Origin of the sequence: Nitrosomonas sp., assembly GCF_019752095.1 — a bacterium.
Taxonomy (GTDB): domain Bacteria; phylum Pseudomonadota; class Gammaproteobacteria; order Burkholderiales; family Nitrosomonadaceae; genus Nitrosomonas.
Genome location: NZ_JAIEMO010000024.1, coordinates 32456 through 51518, shown reverse-complemented (window position 1 = coordinate 51518; position 19063 = coordinate 32456). Strand labels below are relative to the sequence as shown.

Below are 19063 nucleotides of genomic sequence, written 5' to 3'. Positions count from 1 at the left end.
ACGCCAATGATAATCATTATTATTCATAAAATCAATCGATATACTATTAATTGTTCTTTACTACCACTTGTTAGAAGTAGCCTCGTAAATTCGAACAGTCCGTTAAGTGGCAATCTAGCTCAACCCAAGTCGTGAAATTGACGGTAAATAAAGGAGCGAGAGTATGAGAAGGACGAGGAGGAATCACGCAGCGGGATTCAAGGCCAAGGTGGCCATAGCTGCGATCAAGGGTGACAAGACACTTGCTGAGTTAGCTGAACAATTTGATGTGCATCCGAATCAGATTTCGGAATGGAAGCAGCAGTTACAGGAATCTGCAATCGATGTGTTCGGGAGTAATTCAAGGGTAAAGGCCGCCGAGCCTGATCTCAAGATACTCCACGCCAAGATTGGGCAACTCACGCTGGAGAATGATTTTTTAGAAGGCGCGCTCCGCCATCAGCGGAAGAGCTTGCGCTGATGCGACGGATAGACGAATTGCATCTGAATCATCCCTTTGCAAGCGCCAGAATGCTTTCCAAAATGTTCAAACGTGAAGGAAGTCTATTCGGTCGGCGTCGTGTATCTACGCTGATGAAGCGAATAGGAATCTACGCAATCTACCGCAAGCCCAACACCAGCAAGCGATATCAGGTGCATCCAGTCTATCTGTATCTGTTGCGGAATTTGTCCATCACCCGCTCAAACCATGTCTGGGCAGCAGATATCATGTACACCCCAATGAAGCGTGGCGTGGCTTCGTTTATTCGTTCGTCGTAATCGACTGGGCAAGCCGTCGGGCGCTGTCATGGCCCCGGCTACCGACTTCTGCATTGAAGCTGTGCAAGAAGCCATAAACAAGCAAAGCAAGCCGGATATCTTAATACTGACAGCAAAAATTCCAATTAACCAGCCTGGAATTCACCGGGCTGCTGAAGGATAACGGTATCCAGATCAGTATGGATGGCAAAGGTAGCTGGCGTGACAACGTGTTTGTCGAACGGCTTTGGAAGAGCGTCAAATACGAAGAGATCTATTTGCACGCCTACGACAACGTATGTGATGCAAAACAAGGCTTAGAGAAATATTTCATGTTCTACAACAAAAATAGACCTCACACCGCGCTTGACGACAAAACGCCAAATGAATTCTACTTCGATAACCTGCCTGCAATGCAAAATACAGTGTAGGCATTAACGCGAGATTTCCACTTAAGATATGGGTAAAACTGTCCAATCAAGTGCGGCCACTTAGGTTGCCAATTAAAAATTTGCAATCAAGGTAGCGCGAATGGCTATCGGAGAACCGGGCGAGATATTGTTGTTGTTGTGTACCGAGGCAAAATAATTGGCGTCAAATAAATTCTCAATATTTAACTGACCGCGAAACCGTTTGGTAAATTGCGCGAATAAAGCTGCATCGACCCTTGTAAAATCAGGAATTCTGACCGTATTATCGGCGGAAGCAAACATCTCGCCACGATAAATCACGCCAACTGCAGCCCCCACTTTGGGGGTAATATCGTATCGATTCCAGGCGGAAAAAGTGTCTCGAGGAAGCTCCCCTACTGTGGTTCCTCTTTTTGCTACACCCGGTATCTCGCTAGTAAACTCACCGGTTTGATAAGCGTAGCCACCCATCACACTCCAATCTGAAGTCAGTTGACCATTCAGACTGATTTCAATACCCTCTGTGCGCTGCCCCTTGGCTAAAAAAGTTCGCGTCGGATCATTTGGGTCAGCCGTTATCACATTCGTTCGATCCAATTGATAGACAGCACCCGTTAATGCCAAATCAGGGCGGATATCCCACTTAATCCCGGTCTCAAGTGTTGTGAATTTTTCCGGCTTAAGTGTATCGACTGTAACATTCAAGGATGTTAGTTGATCGCCGGCGCGCGGGACATAGGCTTGACTATAGCTGGCATAAAAAGAAATCGGCTCGATGGGTTTATAAATGACGCCAAAGCGTGGCGCGATCAAATCATCTCTTGTTTTTAAGTGTGCTCTATCCGCATTCCTCTGCCGGAAATCCACTTCAAACATATCGTAGCGCACCCCTGCAATTAATTGCAGCTGCGGCAACAATTCAATCTGATTTTGGACATACAACGATGTAACGTTGACAACACTACGATTATGAGCATCTGTATCCCGCGTCAAAAACCCCACGGGAGCATTTGTAACCGGGTTACTTAAAGGCACGCGCAAATTAACTTGCGATTCGTCATTATTAAAAAAACCATTTCGCCGCTGATTATGGGTTTCCTGACGCCCCACCTCGATACCTGCCATCAGCGTATGCGCAATTGGCCCGGTATTGAGCGAATAGAGTAAATTCGTCTGATTAAAAACATTGTCACGTGAAGTCGCATTGTTATAAGCACCGAGCGAGACTAATCCGGAAAAAGCCTGGCTATTGGCAAAGATATTTTGATAGAACTTATCGTACGTCGTGTAGTTCGTACGGTTCTGCAGCGTAACCCCGGAATCAAATTTATGCTCGATGAAAGAATTGAACGACAACACATCGATGTTTGCATTACTACGCTTAGGATCACCAAAAAACTGCGACTCATGCACATTAATAGGACGCCCTAGAAATGAGGGAATACCTCGATCAGCGGTGCGATCATCGTGGAATCGCTCCATACCTGCAACTATCTTAGTGCGGTACGTTGGTTTGATCGTAACGGTCGGAGATATTCCAAGACGCTCCATACTGACGCCATCGCGAAAACTGCCAGCATCTTCGTATAAGGCATTCAAACGCACAGCAGCCACATCGTTAATGACATAACCAACATCTGCGGTCATTCTTTTCTGATTGAACGAGCCACCTTGAAAAGTAAATTCCCGAACTGGATCCCAGCTGGCCTGTTTCGATACACGGTTGACCACACCGCCTGAGCCACCGCGGCCAAAAATCATACCGTTGGCACCTTTGAGCACTTCAATACGTTCAATATTATATAAATCGCGAAAGAATTCGGCATCATCACGTATGCCATCAATAAAAAAATCTCCCGTCGAACGATTACCACGAAATACCAGCGCATCACGATTGCCCTCTCCTTGTGACACACCGACACCGGGTACATAACGAACTGCATCGCTCAGGCTGCGGATGGATTGATCTTTAATCAACTCATTGGTTATTACTGAAATTGCTTGTGGAACATCGCGCAATAAAGTATTGGTTTTTGTCGCTGTATTGGTGCTTACTACCGCATAACGGCTAGCACTATCGGCAGTGACTTGAATTGAAGGCAAAGTGACCACCGATTCAGCGCCTGATGCAGCTGGCTGCACAGCAATGATATAACCTTCAGCTTGCTGAATTGCTCGCAATCCAGAATTCTCAAGCAACTGATTCAGAGCCGACTGAATTTCAAAATCACCACTGAGTCCAAAAGTCACCTTTCCCTGCAGCAAAGCAGGATCAACAGTCAGCTTGACTCCGAACTGCTCCTCGATCTGACTGATAGCATCATGCAAAGAACCGGCTGGAATACTGAGGGTGAGTGTAGTTGACGACGCATCTATAGATTGAGCAATACTTTGTTTTGGAAAGAAAATTAAAGCCAGGCTCAAATTGAACAATATTGCATAAAAATAGAAACACCTAGCAATCCCGCGGATAGTCATAATAAATTAAGGTACAAATATTATTGTTGCTTTTAGCAAGAGCTCTCGGGCATTTTAAGTAGCACAATATTCGCCACTCAATAATGGATATGTATCACACAAGGAAAATGAACAGTAAATATAGATCTGTTCGATTGAGTTTGGATTTGATCAAGCTGAACCAAGATATCCATAATGCAGAAAAGACTGAAGAAATCACTGAGAAACAGCTTTCTTTATACTACGATGACAATAAAGCTTTCCACATCTGCCTGTAATTACCAATTCTGGAGATACCAATCAGCCCTCCGCACTACGCAGTATTTGGACACATACAAGTGGACTGAGAAACAAAAGATTGAGGAACAAAACCCTGTATCTGAGACTTCTGCTCCAGCGTTTGATCCAACACCTGCTTAACATGGCACGCACACAACCCGCACTGCTCAGTAACACCGAGGCAAGCTTTTAAATCCCTCATCCGGTCGGCACCCTGATAAATTGCTTCCCGCAATGCTCTTTCTGTGACCCCTTTGCAAATACATACATACATATCGAATACCCTGCGATCTAAAGTTCAGTTAAATTTATTATTATTAAACAATGATCAAAGAATTATTAATAATGAGAATGATTCTTAATTATACCAATTTAATTGTAAAAAGCAATTTATTTCGATGATCACTACCTAACTATAAATAGTTGAGCATCGCTTGTTTAGAACTTGTATAAATAAAAATTTGTTGAGTCAGTGCAAGACATATAGGATACTAGCCGGATGCTGATTTTTAAGGCACAAATTTCATCAATCAGCGCCTGAATCCTCTACAGTAAGCAATCCTAATTTTCACAGGTAATTTAATGTTCATTAGCGTTCTTGATCTTTTCAAAATAGGTATCGGGCCATCAAGCTCGCATACCATGGGCCCCATGGTTGCAGCCAAAGATTTTCGTGATCGCATTCAGTTCTATGTTTCTAATCACAACACTCCATCCTTCTTGCAGGTTCGCTGTACTTTACGAGGATCTTTGGCTTTCACTGGCAAGGGTCATGCTACTGATCGGGCAGTAACTCTAGGCATGCATCAACATACACCGCAAGGACTAGCCAGACTGGATGTTAATGAACTATTCGAACAACTTTGGCAGCGAACAACCATTCAGATTAGTGAATCCATCAAAATTCACTTCAACCCAGCAGAAGATATTATTTTCGATCGTGGTGAACCTTTACCAGAACATCCGAATGGCATGATTTTTCAGCTGCTGGACGAAACCGGCAAGACATTATTAACCGAAACCTATTTTTCGATTGGTGGGGGGTTTATCACCACATTGCCAGAAATTGGCAAGCTCGTAGCGCCACTCAAAATAGAAGCTGCCAGCTCCTGTGGCTTTCCCTTTGACTCAGCTAATCAGATGATGAAAATGTCGGCCGATAGCAATTTATCGATTGCCGCGATGAAACGCAGCAATGAAGTAGAGCGAATGAACGAAAGAGAACTCAATGAAGGATTGGATGCAATCTGGAATGCAATGCAAACTTGCCTGGAAAAAGGATTGGTCGCAGAGGGTCGACTGCCTGGCGGTTTAAATATTAAACGGCGCGCGCATGCGTTGTACCAACAGTTGCAGGATAATCCTCAGAACGCCAACTTAAATGACTGGCTGTGCGCATATGCCATGGCAGTCAATGAAGAAAATGCGGCCGGACATATGGTTGTTACCGCGCCGACTAACGGTGCAGCGGGCGTGATACCAGCGGTTATTTACTATGCCGTAAAACATGAAGGCGCAACTCTGGAACACGTCCGCGATTTCTTGCTGGTAGCCGGAGCGATTGGTGGACTAATCAAACATAATAGCTCAATCTCAGGCGCGGAAGTTGGGTGCCAGGGCGAGGTAGGCTCAGCTTCAGCCATGGCAGCGGCAGGTTTGTGCGCCATAAAAGGTGGAACTACTGAACAAATTGAAAATGCTGCAGAAATCGCATTAGAGCATCATTTAGGCATGACTTGCGATCCCGTTGGCAGCTTGGTTCAAGTACCATGCATAGAACGGAACGGGTTCGGTGCCATTAAAGCTTATACCGCCGCATCACTGGCAATCCGCGGTGATGGACAGCATTTTATGTCATTGGACAATTGCATCGCTGCGATGAAACAAACTGGACTAGAGATGTCGATAAAATATAAAGAAACCTCACTAGGCGGTCTGGCGGTCAGTATCACGGAATGTTAATCATCTATGACTTTACAACTTGCTGACTGCTGACTATATAGCGCGCTCTTCTAACAATTAAGAAAACCCCAAGCATTACGACTGGAATCGCAATACTGGTCAGCAATTCCACATTGATATCTTGCTCCGTCGCCTTTAAAGTTTTTAAAAAATAATCTTTTACGGACAAATAATTCTCTTGAGTCTGCCTAAACCACAGCGGCACTTTTTGCAGATCAATGTCAAAAACTTATGAAGAAGCTTATGGGATAAAAAAATCAACGTTCGAATGAACGTTGATCAACTAACTATCAGGAAGGTAAGGGCAGTTTAGCACGGCAAATGTGAAGTATTTGTGATAACAAACAAACGATTTAGAATCACGTGTCAATGGCCTTATTAATGCTTAATTTAATATAAAAAAACCAATTAGTACTTTTTTATGATGATCTATGTATCATAAGCTACAATATTTTAATTCTTTTTGAAAACCACTTTCTATCACTGACAAACCAGATTAATACAGGGAAACTTATGGGTGCTATTTTCTTTTATATTTTTATTTATTTCATCGGATATTATGCCTCTAATGTCTTGAATATGTTAACAGTCCGTCCATTCATCACAAATCGCTATATCGCTGCGCTACTACCTGTATATGGTGTTGCGCTGACACACGCTTACGTAATCGTTAGCAGCCCACCTCCGCAAGGGGCTGACATGACGATCGAATACGCGTTGCTGGTGTTCATCACTCTACCGGTTGTGATAGTGACACTGGGTGCTGTGTACTTCATGTGGAATAGTAAAGGCAAACAAGATGATGACTCGGATGAAAATGCGTTCAATAATGCAAGTGAGTCATCTGAAACTATTAGCGATGAACTCACTGACCAGAAAACCGACACACAACCTGAAGTTGATCTCGTTACAGAAGAAGAAAAAGCTAACCACAAAGATAAAGCACACACCACTAATAGCAATGAAAAAACTTAATGTAAGGATCTATTGCTGAAAGACTGATATCGATGTTTACGATGGTTTGTCGACAATTACGTGCTCCTTTTGTGCACTAAGCGTACCTTGTTCAATAATCGCCAGCGTCAATCGTGAAATTGCCACACGCTTGCCTGTATCTTCTTCGAGAATATCTGTTTGCCAAACTTGCGTGCGTCGACCCGTATGTAATGGCGCGCAAATACCAACAACATGACCTTTGGTAACTGCCCGGATATGGTTGATATTTAATTCCAACCCAACCGCACGGTATTGTTCGGGATTTATTGTCATCCAGCCAGATACACTACCTAAGGTCTCAGACAACACACAACTTGCACCACCATGCAATATACCGAATGGCTGTGTCGTACGTTTGTCGACCGGCATGCGTGCCTTCAAGAAATCTGGGCCCAACTCGACAAACTGAATGCCAATATGTTCCCCCATATTGGCATTCCGCAAACCTTCCAAGTACTCAATTGTGTAATCTTTAAACCAAATCTTAGTCATTGAACATTCCTTTCTATTCTTCTCTTTTGATAGTGGATAAACCCCATTTATTGATGCAGAATCACGTCAGGATTGAAAATTTTCGATCACATTTGCATCCCACTCTTTCGCACACTGTTAGCTAACAACTACCTTGCGAGCTGAATTATATGATCTATCAACAAGTTCCAGCGTGCTTTGACGATCGTAAAAAATGCAGCTGGAATAGTTTGATATGAAGAAAGATTCCTGATTGATTTCCTTGACTTAAGTCATGCCAAATATTTATCTTTAAAGTCTTCTGAATGCACCGAGGCATCCTTGAACTAAATTACAACCTTCCTACTTCAAGAATCCTAATTGCGCATTATTCTCTATACCTTCAGCCACTGACATGTCTTGCAGACTAGTATTACCAGATTGCTATCCTAATAATCTAATAAACAAAGAATCCATTCATGTCGCAAGATAGATGCATACCTCTGCATTACTTTTCTTACTAATAAATTATTCGCCAAACGCATCTCTGAGCCACTCGATCTCCTGTCCATGACTACCGGACAGCAAGAGCACATCAAATCGACAAGGCAACTCGAAGTCTAATTCAGCCAAATAATATCGCGCAGTACGTAATATTTTAGCTCGTTTCGTGAAAGTAATACTCGCAGCCGCCCCACCATACTTTTCACTTGTGCGCATGCGCACTTCAATGAAAACCAGTGTTTCTCTATCGTACATTATCAGATCGATTTCTCCAAAACGGCAGCGATAATTTCGCGCCACTAAAACCAATTGTTGTCGCTGTAAATACGACAAGGCTACTTCTTCAGCCTCACTGCCCTTCATCTTCCACAATACTTTTTGAATCCATTATCAGTTGAATTTTACCGTTCTTAAATTGTGCCGCAACAAGTTCGCGCACAAACTGATTAGGTAATTGGAAACGAATTTGCCCGGTAACACCATCAATAGAAATTGCATCAACAGGCTGTGGCAGCATCAAATTTACTAGCAATCGGAAAGCGTCAATACCCAGCGCATAAAGGCGCTCCATTTCAATACTCTTAGCTGTGCTGGTGTGACGATAGGCCATAACAGCGGGATGATCGGGTTGCAATAGCCAAGGCATATCCAGAAACTGGATATCATTGAGATCATTATTGAGTAAGAAATTGTCAGTTCCCGAAAAAACCTGTGATGTGGCATACACTGGCACTTCTGGATCAAGGTAGGAACGTAGCAAACGTGATTTTTCTAGGTCCAGAGCAAGAAAAACCAAGTGATTACTACCGGCAGTCAAATTACGAAATTGTTGCAGAACAGTTGGATTATCAGCATACAAAAATGATTCGGTGGTTTTATCAATCTCGTTTTGCCACCGCAACGTAAAGGCATTCTGCAGCCGTCTAGATAGTGGACTGTCATCACCGATAATAATGGCATGACTTCTACCACTTGACAGCGCTAGTTCAGCAAGCTGATTCGCTTCAGACTCCATCTGCAAACCAAAAAAATAAAGTTTAGGCGGCAAATTCGTATTACTGTCCGCTGTATTCAGTGCTAAAGTGGGCACACTGGATAAATGACTGGAGGCCACAGCGGAAACACCATCACGCGTGAGAGGGCCGACGATGAATATTGCGCCGGCACTGAGTGCTTGATGATAAGCAAGCAAAATATCGAGTGGATCTTCGGTTGTGGAATATAACCGAATGATTGCTGGAAGCGGTTCTCCACGCTGTGTAGCAGTCACAAAACCATCTTTCACCATATTGGCAGCTTCGCCAAATGAGGTGGATTCCAAAGGCAGTAACAGCGCAACATGAGGTACTAGCGCAGATTCAGGTAAAATTCCCAATTGATCTTGTTCACCGAGATCAGTCGCCATCGATGAAAAGCTAAAACTTAACAACAAGACTACTGCCAGAGTTATTGTAAAAAAACGTTGCATAGTGAGGATTATGCTGAGTAAAAATGCATTATATGTGGTTGCCACACCAATAGGAAATTTAAACGATATCAGCTTACGTGCCTTAGATATTCTGGCAAAAGTAGATGTCGTTGCCGCTGAGCATACACAAGTTTCCGGGCATTTATTTGCAGCACACTCAATTTCCACCAGACTTATTAGTCTACATCAACACAATGAAGCAATTGTTTCCAATAAGATCTTAGCACTATTAAATAGCGGAAAAAATGTTGCTTTAGTAACTGATGCAGGCACCCCTGGCATTTCCGATCCAGGCGCAATTCTAGTTCAACGCATACGTGCGCATGGATATTCGATTATTCCCATTCCCGGTGCGAATGCAGCAATTTGCGCCCTATCAGCCAGTGGTATTACAGATCCACATTTCTTATTTTATGGTTTCTTACCGACTAAAACTGGATTGCGTAAGCGCGCGCTAATCGAATTAAAGCCACAGCGGTGCACTTTAATATTTTATGAGGCACCTCATCGGATTCTGGAATGCATAATCGACATGATGGAAGTTTATGGTACTCAGCGTGACCTTACCATTGCCCGGGAATTGACTAAATTATTTGAAACTATCCATAAGGGTACTTTGGAAGAAGTTTATTCCTGGCTACAGGGAGACAGCAATCAGCAAAAAGGCGAGTTTGTTTTAATGTTGTCGGGTGCAAAAACTATGGATAAATCCGAAATCAGTGAACAAGCACAGCACACATTAAAATGCTTACTGCTTGAACTGCCGTTAAAACAAGCAGTTAAACTGACAACAGAGATCACAGGTGAAAACAAGAATTCGCTCTATCAACTGGCGCTAGCATTAAAAACTGCAGGATATCCCGAATAGCATAATAGCGCTTACGCTATAATTCAGTTCTTATATTGATGGCTGATAAACCTTGACCAGCATAACTATTACCCGTCCAGATGATTGGCACTTGCATTTGCGAGACGGCGAGCAACTGCGCTTTGTGCTGCCGCATACGGCAAGGCAGTTTGCGCGCGCAATTATCATGCCCAACCTTAAACCGCCAATTGTAACAACGGATATGGCTTTGGCTTATCGTGCACGGATCTTGGCTGCTTTACCTGAGACATCGTATGCCAGTTTTAATCCGCTGATGACTCTGTATTTGACTGATAATACATCCCCCTCAGAAATCATTCGGGCAAAAGAGAGTAAAGCGGTACAAGGCATAAAACTGTATCCGGCTGGCGCAACGACAAATTCGGATGCCGGAGTAACCGATATTACCAAGTGCTATACCACATTGGAAACAATGGAGCAAAATAATCTGCCGTTGCTGGTGCATGGCGAAGTAACAGATACTAATGTAGATGTATTTGATAGAGAAAAAGTTTTTATCGATCGGATATTGGCTCCTCTAACACAACGTTTTCCAAACTTACGCATCGTATTTGAGCATATCACAACACGGGATGCGGTAATGTTTGTAAAAGAGGCATCCAAATCGATTGCCGCCACGATTACGGCGCATCACTTATTGTTGAATCGTAATGCGATTTTTCAAGGTGCCATTCGCCCTCATTACTACTGCTTACCTATCTTGAAGCGCGAAACTCATCGTCAAGCATTATTGAACGCAGCCACCAGCGGCAATCCGAAATTTTTCCTTGGCACTGACAGTGCGCCGCACGCACAAACGAATAAAGAAAACGCCTGTGGTTGCGCCGGGATATTCACAGCCCATGCTGCTATTGAATTGTACGCAACAGCATTCGAACAAGCTGGTGCGCTTGATAAATTAGAAGCTTTTGCCAGTTTTTACGGTGCTGATTTTTATCAGTTACCACGTAACAGCTGCCGTATCACGTTAAAAAAAGAACACTGGATTGTTCCGAAGGAATTCGGATTCGCAAATGAGAAATTGATCCCTCTTTATGCCGGGGAAAACTTAACTTGGAAAACGACATAGCTATCAGGAAATATTTTTGTGTAATCTCAGCGAGCCTGGATATTCTGGAGAATCAATATCAATAATCTCTGCCGTATCGTGAAAACCAAGGAAGTTGTTACCACTCCCAGCAAGTTACTACACCCCTCATTGTTAGCAATCGGTCCAGCTATAGCAAAAACTCATGCAAAGCAAGGGTATGAAATAAATTGGCTCTCTGACTAAAATTCAGCCCAGAAACATTCGAATCAACAATCACCGCAACAAATTATTACCGTTAAGGAGAACAAATAACCATTTGATTTATAATATTTTGTGTTGATTCGTTGCTGCTTCTATCCCTATCAATAACCAAAACGCTCTTCCTACAAAAATCGATTTGTATTCAGCTCCTATTAAGGTCAAAGACTGCACAATTGAAACCAAAATAACAAATAGATTGTTGTATTGCGCCAAGGATTACAGATGAAATTTAAATGAAAAATAGTTTTACAAACAATCTGTACCTTGGTTCAACCTGGAGATGCATCATGAACGCAAAAAGCACACTTATTCTGTCGGCAATAATTGGAATACTTTTTCTCAGTGGATGTATGGCAACGCCTTATTATGGTGGCTCTGGATATTATCGAAATACAGTATATGGTTACGGGTATCAATCACCCAATTACATACGTCCCGGCTATATCAGAGCGCAAAGACACTTTATCGGTGGATATAGGCATGTGAATGGAGGGCATAGACATTTTATCGGCGCTCACAGACACATGAATGGAGGAGGCCACCACCACCGGGGAGGAAACCATCGAAGAGGACATCATCGTTGATCAAAAAGATTAATTTTTGGCAGCACCTTCCCCATGTACTTGCGTACTTGATTGACATAAAATCCGCTTTCAATAATTGAGAAATCTGCTATCTTTATTCATGATAAGTTTTCAGTAATTTCACTTTATAGTTGATTGCTCAAGATGCCAGGTTGCTAATGTAACGGATCCCATGATAATTTCTAAAAACTGTCCTTTAGTCTTGCATCTATCGCGTTTTAAAACTGGAAGGTTTTAGATTCCCTGATGGCAAGATATAATATTTATTTTTTGCGGATTCATATGAAGCTTTTATTCGTGTTATTGCTAGCGTGCCTTGCTGTTTCATCAGTATCTGCGCAGCAACAAGATATTTCCGTGGCTGCTAAATCTTTTATGCTGTCAGATTTTCAAACGGGACAGGTATTGGCTGGACAAAATGTACACGAACGCATAGAACCTGCATCTCTCACCAAGCTGATGACTGCTTATGTGGTGTTTTCTGCGTTGAAACAGAGGCAAATTGCACTGGATCAAACTGCTCCGGTATCAGAGAGTGCCTGGCGCATGATTGGTTCACGCATGTTTATCGAGCCCAAGAAACAAGTTACTGTAGATGAATTAATCCGCGGAATGATCGTTCAGTCTGGTAATGATGCCTGCATTGCCTTGGCTGAAGTCGTCGCAGGCTCAGAAGCAAGTTTCGTGACTATCATGAATAAGGAAGCAAAGCGTTTAGGAATGCAAAACACGCATTTCACTAACACGACGGGATTGCCCGACTCCAATCACTATACAACTGCACATGATCTAACTTTACTGGCAACTGCTATCATCCGCGAATTTCCAGATTTTTACCCGCTTTACTCATTAAAGGAATATACCTATAACAACATTACCCAACCCAACCGGAATCGGTTGCTATGGATTGACCCGCATGTTGATGGTATGAAAACAGGTTGGACTAAAACTGCCGGCTATTGCCTGATTACATCGGCGATACGCGATAAACGGCGATTAATCTCAGTCGTCATTGGTGCCCAATCAGCCAATGCACGCAGCATAGAAAGTCAGCGCCTACTCAATTATGGCTTCCAGTTTTACGATACGCTGCATTTATACAAAAAAAATGATTCACTTGCCACCATCCATTTGTGGAAAGGCACCCAGAACGAATTGAAAGCCGGATTTGATCGTGATGTTTTTTTCACTCTGCCCAAAGGTCAGGCTGACAAGCTTAAAGCCACCATGGAGTATAAACAACCTCTGATCGCGCCAGTTCAACTCGGTCAAGAAGTTGGCACGGTTAAATTTACACTCGACAATAAGACTGTTGAAGTTTATCCATTAGTCGCCTTGGAAAAAGTTGATTCAGCCAGTTTCCTGGGCCGTGCATGGGATAGTGTAAAATTGTTGTTTAACTGATTTCCAACTAAACTTATCAAAAGAATTTCGCATGATATATCTGAACGGCAAGTTTATGCCCATCGAAGAAGCATTTGTACCTGTGCTGGATCGTGGTTTTATTTTCGGGGACGGAGTATACGAGGTTATTCCAGTTTATTCACGAAAACCTTTCCGGCTCGCCGAACATCTCATGCGTCTACAACACAGCTTGGATGGTATACGCCTAAAGAATCCATTCAGTAATGAAGAATGGAGAAACATTTTGGAGCAGGTCATAACTAATAATGACGGGGAAGACCAGTATATTTATTTGCACATCACTCGCGGTGTGGCCAAGCGTGATCATGCTTTTCCTGCAAATGTTCCTCCCACTGTTTTTATTATGAGTAATTCGCTGCTGCAGCCACCAGAAGAATTACTTAAAAGTGGTGCATCGGCGGTTACAGCTAATGATAATCGCTGGGTCCGCTGCGATGTCAAAGCCATTTCTCTGCTACCCAACGTATTGTTGCGGCAATTGGCAGTGGATGTGCAAGCACTCGAAACCATCCTGATTCGAAATGGATTCCTGACTGAAGGTTCTGCAAGCAACATTTTCATAATAAAAGACAAAACGTTGCTTGCACCCCCGAAAAGCAATCTGATGTTACCTGGGATCACGTATGATGTAGTGCTTGAATTAGCTGCAGCCAATCAAATCCCTCATGAAATCAGGGAAATTTCTGAAATAGAGATACGGATAGCTGACGAAATCCTGCTGACGTCATCGACCAAAGAAATCATGCCAATTACTTTATTGGACAATAAGCCTGTGGGAGATGGAAAACCAGGAGAATTTTTCAGGCAATTGCATACGCTCTATCAAGAATTTAAAACGACTCACATGCGCGTGCACACCACAGCTCGTTTAACCAATTGATTTAAATTTAAGTTATTTTCGATTTGCAGTTATGATAGAACAAGCTTCATTAATTGAATATCCTTGTGATTTTCCAATCAAGATTATGGGTAAAGCGCATCAGGGTTTTACTCAAACAACACTGGCTATTGTTAAATACCATGCTCCGGATTTCGATATCGCCACTACGGCGGTCAAGGCTAGCAGAAATGGCACCTATTTAAGCCTCACCTGCACCATTCGCGCCACTTCCCGAACTCAACTCGACGCTTTATATCAGGCATTATCCGAACATTCCATGATCTCAGTGGTATTATGACTACTCATGCGACACCAGCATTCCAGCATTCATCTTCCATCCATGAGTAACAACACTTGATCGTCAGGACCTTAGGGTTATCCGATTATCAACCGACCTGGCAAGCCATGAAGGATTTTACTGCTGCACGAACCACTGAAACTTGTGACGAAATTTGGTTACTACAACACCCGCCTACATTTACTCAAGGCATTGCAGGAAAGGATGAGCATCTATTAAACAATCACGGGATTGATGTAATTAAATCAGATCGCGGCGGCCAGATCACCTATCATGGACCTGGACAAATTATTGCTTATTTATTGCTGGATATTCGCCGGTTAAAACTCGGCGTGCGCGAACTGGTCAGAAACATGGAAAACGCTGTGATCGACTTATTGAAAGATTACCATATTAATGCGACAGGACGAATTGAGGCGCCAGGCGTGTACGTTGGCAATGCTAAAATCGCCTCATTGGGACTCAAAATCAAGAAAAACTTCTGTTATCACGGTATCGCTTTGAATGTAAGTATGGATCTGACTCCATTTTCTTACATTAATCCCTGCGGCTATCAAGGCTTACAAGTCACGCAAACCAAAGATCTGGGCATTACCGATAACCTGGAAATATTAAGCAGCAAACTCGCAAATCAAATACAAGCAAAACTTATCAAAGGATAATCAATTTATCATTATGACCACTGACACCCGGCAGAAAGGCGCTGACAAAACCGCGCGCAATCCCGTCAAAATAGCTCCGCAATCACGCAACGATCTGTTGCGTAAGCCCTCGTGGATTCGCGTTCGCTCATCCAACAGTGAAAGCTATTACGAAGTTAAGCGGCTGTTGCGTGAACATAAGCTTCATACGGTCTGTGAAGAAGCATCATGCCCTAATATTGGCGAATGCTTTGGAAAAGGAACAGCAACTTTTATGATTCTAGGCGATCTATGTACACGCCGCTGCCCTTTCTGTGATGTTGCGCACGGCAGACCCAATCCTCCGGATGCCGGTGAACCGTTACATCTTGCGCAATCGATAGCCGCGATGCGATTGAAATATGTGGTGATCACCAGTGTAGATCGTGACGATTTACGCGACGGTGGCGCACAACACTTCGTCGATTGTATCCGTGAAATACGTACTCACTCACCTAGTACCAAGATTGAAACCTTGGTTCCTGATTTTAGAGGTCGCCTGGGGATTGCTCTGGAAAAACTCACGGCTTGCCCACCCGATGTTTTAAACCATAACCTCGAAACCGTACCCAGATTATATAAGCAGTGCCGACCCGGCGCTGATTATGCCAATTCATTAAAATTACTAAAGGATTTTAAAGCGAATTTTCCTCACATCCCGACCAAGTCAGGTCTAATGCTGGGCCTAGGAGAAACAGATGAGGAAATCATGGAGGTATTACACGATTTGCGCAGACACAATGTGGAAATGCTGACCATTGGTCAATATTTACAACCCAGCATCGGTCATTTACCGGTCATGCGCTACGTTACACCCGAAGGATTCAAAACATTTGAACATGCGGCACTTGCACTGGGATTTAGTCATGCCGCCTGTGGGCCAATGGTACGTTCCAGCTATCATGCCGACCAACAAGCACATGAATCCGGATTACTATGACAGTATTAATCTCCAGCACAACCTATTATTTATAACTAGGCATCAATAATCTTGAAATCATGCGTTATTTTAACAGTTTGCTTGAGCATGATGGAAGCCGAGCAATATTTCTCAGATGATAAATTAATAGCCCGCTCAACTTGTTGTGAATTCAAATTGCGACCCGTAATAATGAAATGCAAATGGATATGAGTAAATACCTTTGGGTCAACAGGTGCACGCTCGGCTTCAATTTCCACTTCGCAATCGGTAATATCCTGACGGCTTTTTTTCAAAATCAGCACTACATCAAATGTAGTGCAACCACCTAACCCCATCAACAGCATTTCCATTGGGCGTGGCCCCTTATTCTGCCCCCCTGCTTCAGGTGCACCATCCATTAATATCGAATGGCCGCTAGCGGATTCAGCTAGGAAACTGACGTTGCCTTTCCATTTAATACCAGTTTTCATCTTTACTCCACTACAATAATAAAAATTTTATGCAAACAAAAAGCCGACGCTGTTAGGCATCGGCTTTTCTGAATTCTGAATGCTTATTACTTCAGTGTCAGGATAAAATCAGCTAATACTTTAGCATTTTCTGGACTAACGTTAGCATTAGGCGGCATTGGAATTGGACCCCAGACACCATTACTTCCTTTTAGGATTTTTTCTGCCAGCATTTCAGCCGCACCATCCTGACCTGCATATTTAGCGCCAATATCTTTCAGGCTTGGACCAACTAGCTTAGTATCAACATTATGGCAATTCAAACAACCACTGTTTTTTGCCAGATCGGCATCTGCTTGCGCAACACCAGCTAAGAAAAAGGCAGATGCAGCTACTGCTCCAATTAATACTTTTTTCATATATCTTCCTTATTATAAAATTATAAATGGGTTGATATTCTAACCCGAACTTTACAGACTTGCAGCAATTCCTGTAAGTTTGTGATTTTTAATATTCCACCTGTTGCTATATTCTCTCACGCACTTACCACTCCAACCACAAACTCTGATGATACTGCTTTGCTGAGACTTCAGGGTAAATTGTTTAGTTCCAGCACAGCTCTATACTTTTGAACAAAATTATCGGTAATACAAAGAACTAATCTGTTATCGCACCTGTGCTGGCACTAGATACCAGCTTGGCATATTTGGCCAGCACCCCGCGCGAATAAAGCGATTGCGGTGGTTGCCAAGATCCGCGGCGCTGCACAAGCTCATCATCAGATACGTTCAATTGCAGTAGTCTCTGTTCGGCATCAATGGTGATCGAATCTCCTTCCTTCACCAGCGCAATAGTCCCACCGACAAAGGCCTCTGGCGCCACGTGTCCGACCACCATACCGTAAGTACCACCGGAAAAACGCCCATCGGTAATCAATCCGACGGAATCACCCAAACCTTCACCGATCAAGGCGGAAGTAGGAGACAGCATTTCGCGCATTCCCGGACCACCTTTAGGTCCTTCATAACGAATCACCACCACATCGCCAGGTTGAATTTTGCGTGCCAGAATTGCTGCCATGCAAGTTTCCTCCGACTCAAATACGCGTGCAGGGCCAGTAATTTTCGGATTTTTAATTCCGGAAATTTTCGCGACGCACCCTTCAGTAGACAAATTACCTTTCAAAATAGCGAGATGCCCTTGTGCATACATCGGATCGTCCCATTGGCGGATCACATTCTGATCGACGCGTGGCGTGCCTGGAATTGCTTGCAACACTTCTGCAATGGTCTGCCCGTTGATCGTGATGCAATCTCCGTGCAGCAGCTCATGATCCAGCAACATTTTCATCACTTGTGGAATTCCGCCCGCCTGGTGCAGATCGGCGGTCACATAGCGCCCAGAGGGCTTCAGGTCGCATAACACAGGTACTCTGCCGCGCATCCGCTCAAAATCATCAATACTCCATTCGACTTCAGCCGCGTGCGCAATCGCTAAAAAATGCAGTATGGCATTAGTCGATCCGCCTACTGCCATAATTACTGCAACCGCGTTCTCTATTGATTTACGCGTAATGATGTCGCGCGGCAGGATTTGTTTTTTGATGGCATTAACCAATACTTCAGCGGATTGTCCAGCACTGACTAATTTGTCATCGTCTTCAGCCGACATTGTAGAAGAATATGGCAAACTCATACCCATCGCTTCGAATGCGGATGACATCGTATTGGCGGTAAACATGCCGCCGCAAGAACCAGCGCCTGGGCAAGCATGACGCTCAATCTGCAGCAACTCTTCGTCATCAATTTTATGCGCACTGTGCCGCCCCACCGCTTCAAATACGCTAACAATGGTCAGATCCTGATTTTTATAATGCCCGGGCTTTATCGTACCACCATAGACAAAAATTGCCGGCACATTCATGCGCGCAATTGCGATCATCGCGCCCGGCATGTTTTTATCGCAACCACCGATAGCAATCACACCATCCATACTTTCCGCCTGTACGCAGGTTTCAATTGAATCGGCAATCACTTCGCGCGAAACTAGAGAATACTTCATGCCTTCCGTACCCATCGAGATTCCGTCCGAAACCGTGATAGTGCCAAACATCTGCGGCATGGCGCCTGCCCGTTTTAATGCCGCTTCGGCTTGTAATGACAGTTCATTCAGCCCTTTATTACATGGCGTAATCGTGGAATAGCCATTGGCAATACCCACAATCGGTTTATTAAAATCCTCATCGTTAAAACCGACCGCACGCAACATGGCACGACTGGGTGCGTGTTGCGTACCCTGAGTAATAGCCTGACTACGTTTATTATCTGGCATGCTTGCTCCTGAATAAGATAAAAATACAATGTATGACACAGCGTATACCA

The 19063-nt window shown here is 43.6% G+C and carries 18 protein-coding genes and 1 pseudogene; 11 read left to right on the top strand and 8 right to left on the bottom strand.

Features of this window, described 5'->3' with window-relative positions; translation table 11 throughout:
• Nucleotides 1–163: 163 nt before the first annotated feature.
• Nucleotides 164–1169: pseudogene (locus K2Q13_RS07675) on the top strand (IS3 family transposase).
• A gap of 72 nt (nucleotides 1170–1241) precedes the next feature.
• On the opposite strand, the gene K2Q13_RS07670 reads toward K2Q13_RS07675, so the two are convergent.
• A complete protein-coding gene (locus tag K2Q13_RS07670) occupies nucleotides 1242–3626 on the bottom strand; it encodes a TonB-dependent siderophore receptor (RefSeq protein WP_292920472.1) in 2385 nt (794 codons plus the stop codon).
• Between the two features lie 292 nt (nucleotides 3627–3918).
• Nucleotides 3919–4158 carry a (2Fe-2S)-binding protein gene (locus K2Q13_RS07665; RefSeq protein WP_292920471.1) on the bottom strand — a complete coding sequence of 80 codons (240 nt, stop codon included), beginning with the start codon at nucleotides 4156–4158 and terminating at the stop codon, nucleotides 3919–3921.
• A 308-nt stretch (nucleotides 4159–4466) separates the two neighbouring features.
• On the opposite strand from K2Q13_RS07665, the gene K2Q13_RS07660 reads away from it, so the two are divergent.
• Both K2Q13_RS07660 and K2Q13_RS07655 read left to right on the top strand, forming a co-directional pair.
• Complete coding sequence (locus tag K2Q13_RS07660) at nucleotides 4467–5846, top strand: L-serine ammonia-lyase (RefSeq protein ID WP_292920470.1); 1380 nt, start codon at nucleotides 4467–4469, stop codon at nucleotides 5844–5846.
• 513 nt (nucleotides 5847–6359) lie between these two features.
• Nucleotides 6360–6821, top strand: a complete 462-nt coding sequence (locus tag K2Q13_RS07655; protein ID WP_292920469.1) for a hypothetical protein — start codon at nucleotides 6360–6362, stop codon at nucleotides 6819–6821.
• 36 nt (nucleotides 6822–6857) lie between these two features.
• Here the strand turns inward: K2Q13_RS07655 and K2Q13_RS07650 are convergent, their stop codons facing one another.
• The 3 genes from K2Q13_RS07650 to K2Q13_RS07640 form a co-directional block, all read right to left on the bottom strand.
• A complete protein-coding gene (locus K2Q13_RS07650) occupies nucleotides 6858–7334 on the bottom strand; it encodes a hotdog fold thioesterase (protein ID WP_292920468.1) in 477 nt (158 codons plus the stop codon).
• Nucleotides 7335–7820: 486 nt separating this feature from the next.
• Complete coding sequence (locus K2Q13_RS07645; RefSeq protein ID WP_292920467.1) at nucleotides 7821–8159, bottom strand: YraN family protein; 339 nt, start codon at nucleotides 8157–8159, stop codon at nucleotides 7821–7823.
• Nucleotides 8146–9264 (bottom strand): penicillin-binding protein activator, encoded by a 1119-nt coding sequence (locus tag K2Q13_RS07640; RefSeq protein WP_292920466.1) that lies wholly within the window; start codon nucleotides 9262–9264, stop codon nucleotides 8146–8148. Before K2Q13_RS07640 ends, K2Q13_RS07645 begins: the two co-directional genes overlap by 14 nt.
• Nucleotides 9265–9274: 10 nt before the next feature.
• Between K2Q13_RS07640 and rsmI the strand changes: the two genes are divergently transcribed.
• The 8 genes from rsmI (at nucleotide 9275) to lipA (ending at nucleotide 16251) form a co-directional block, all read left to right on the top strand.
• Nucleotides 9275–10132 (top strand): 16S rRNA (cytidine(1402)-2'-O)-methyltransferase, encoded by an 858-nt coding sequence (gene rsmI / locus K2Q13_RS07635; protein ID WP_292920465.1) that lies wholly within the window; start codon nucleotides 9275–9277, stop codon nucleotides 10130–10132.
• Nucleotides 10133–10184: 52 nt separating this feature from the next.
• A complete protein-coding gene (gene pyrC, locus K2Q13_RS07630) occupies nucleotides 10185–11222 on the top strand; it encodes a dihydroorotase (RefSeq protein WP_292920464.1) in 1038 nt (345 codons plus the stop codon).
• A 509-nt stretch (nucleotides 11223–11731) separates the two neighbouring features.
• Nucleotides 11732–12028, top strand: a complete 297-nt coding sequence (locus tag K2Q13_RS07625; protein ID WP_292920463.1) for a hypothetical protein — start codon at nucleotides 11732–11734, stop codon at nucleotides 12026–12028.
• A gap of 282 nt (nucleotides 12029–12310) precedes the next feature.
• Nucleotides 12311–13432, top strand: coding sequence for a D-alanyl-D-alanine carboxypeptidase family protein (locus K2Q13_RS07620; RefSeq protein ID WP_292920462.1), 1122 nt, complete (start codon nucleotides 12311–12313; stop codon nucleotides 13430–13432).
• 31 nt (nucleotides 13433–13463) lie between these two features.
• On the top strand, nucleotides 13464–14333 hold the full coding sequence (locus K2Q13_RS07615) for a D-amino acid aminotransferase (RefSeq protein ID WP_292920461.1): 870 nt from the start codon (nucleotides 13464–13466) through the stop codon (nucleotides 14331–14333).
• 34 nt (nucleotides 14334–14367) lie between these two features.
• The gene (locus tag K2Q13_RS07610; protein WP_292920495.1) at nucleotides 14368–14631 is read left to right on the top strand and encodes a DUF493 domain-containing protein; all 264 of its coding nucleotides are present in this window, start codon (nucleotides 14368–14370) and stop codon (nucleotides 14629–14631) included.
• A gap of 56 nt (nucleotides 14632–14687) precedes the next feature.
• Entirely contained in the window at nucleotides 14688–15293 is a 606-nt protein-coding gene (lipB, locus tag K2Q13_RS07605; protein WP_292920460.1) for a lipoyl(octanoyl) transferase LipB, read from the top strand.
• Nucleotides 15294–15306: 13 nt separating this feature from the next.
• The gene (gene lipA, locus K2Q13_RS07600; RefSeq protein ID WP_292920459.1) at nucleotides 15307–16251 is read left to right on the top strand and encodes a lipoyl synthase; all 945 of its coding nucleotides are present in this window, start codon (nucleotides 15307–15309) and stop codon (nucleotides 16249–16251) included.
• 35 nt (nucleotides 16252–16286) lie between these two features.
• Here lipA and K2Q13_RS07595 read toward each other — a convergent pair whose 3' ends face one another.
• The 3 genes from K2Q13_RS07595 to ilvD form a co-directional block, all read right to left on the bottom strand.
• Nucleotides 16287–16703 (bottom strand): OsmC family protein, encoded by a 417-nt coding sequence (locus K2Q13_RS07595; protein ID WP_292920458.1) that lies wholly within the window; start codon nucleotides 16701–16703, stop codon nucleotides 16287–16289.
• Nucleotides 16704–16789: 86 nt separating this feature from the next.
• The gene (locus K2Q13_RS07590) at nucleotides 16790–17101 is read right to left on the bottom strand and encodes a c-type cytochrome (protein WP_292920457.1); all 312 of its coding nucleotides are present in this window, start codon (nucleotides 17099–17101) and stop codon (nucleotides 16790–16792) included.
• Nucleotides 17102–17339: 238 nt separating this feature from the next.
• Nucleotides 17340–19013, bottom strand: coding sequence for a dihydroxy-acid dehydratase (ilvD, locus tag K2Q13_RS07585; protein ID WP_292920456.1), 1674 nt, complete (start codon nucleotides 19011–19013; stop codon nucleotides 17340–17342).
• Between the last annotated feature and the right edge of the window lie 50 nt (nucleotides 19014–19063).

Coding starts and splice junctions, on each gene's coding strand:
- K2Q13_RS07670 (WP_292920472.1), bottom strand. CDS start 3,626: ATGACTATCCGCGGGATTGCTAGGTGTTTCTATTTTTATGCAATATTG.
- K2Q13_RS07665 (WP_292920471.1), bottom strand. CDS start 4,158: ATGTATGTATGTATTTGCAAAGGGGTCACAGAAAGAGCATTGCGGGAA.
- K2Q13_RS07660 (WP_292920470.1), top strand. CDS start 4,467: ATGTTCATTAGCGTTCTTGATCTTTTCAAAATAGGTATCGGGCCATCA.
- K2Q13_RS07655 (WP_292920469.1), top strand. CDS start 6,360: ATGGGTGCTATTTTCTTTTATATTTTTATTTATTTCATCGGATATTAT.
- K2Q13_RS07650 (WP_292920468.1), bottom strand. CDS start 7,334: ATGACTAAGATTTGGTTTAAAGATTACACAATTGAGTACTTGGAAGGT.
- K2Q13_RS07645 (WP_292920467.1), bottom strand. CDS start 8,159: ATGAAGGGCAGTGAGGCTGAAGAAGTAGCCTTGTCGTATTTACAGCGA.
- K2Q13_RS07640 (WP_292920466.1), bottom strand. CDS start 9,264: ATGCAACGTTTTTTTACAATAACTCTGGCAGTAGTCTTGTTGTTAAGT.
- rsmI (WP_292920465.1), top strand. CDS start 9,275: ATGCTGAGTAAAAATGCATTATATGTGGTTGCCACACCAATAGGAAAT.
- K2Q13_RS07625 (WP_292920463.1), top strand. CDS start 11,732: ATGAACGCAAAAAGCACACTTATTCTGTCGGCAATAATTGGAATACTT.
- K2Q13_RS07620 (WP_292920462.1), top strand. CDS start 12,311: ATGAAGCTTTTATTCGTGTTATTGCTAGCGTGCCTTGCTGTTTCATCA.
- K2Q13_RS07615 (WP_292920461.1), top strand. CDS start 13,464: ATGATATATCTGAACGGCAAGTTTATGCCCATCGAAGAAGCATTTGTA.
- lipA (WP_292920459.1), top strand. CDS start 15,307: ATGACCACTGACACCCGGCAGAAAGGCGCTGACAAAACCGCGCGCAAT.
- K2Q13_RS07595 (WP_292920458.1), bottom strand. CDS start 16,703: ATGAAAACTGGTATTAAATGGAAAGGCAACGTCAGTTTCCTAGCTGAA.
- K2Q13_RS07590 (WP_292920457.1), bottom strand. CDS start 17,101: ATGAAAAAAGTATTAATTGGAGCAGTAGCTGCATCTGCCTTTTTCTTA.
- ilvD (WP_292920456.1), bottom strand. CDS start 19,013: ATGCCAGATAATAAACGTAGTCAGGCTATTACTCAGGGTACGCAACAC.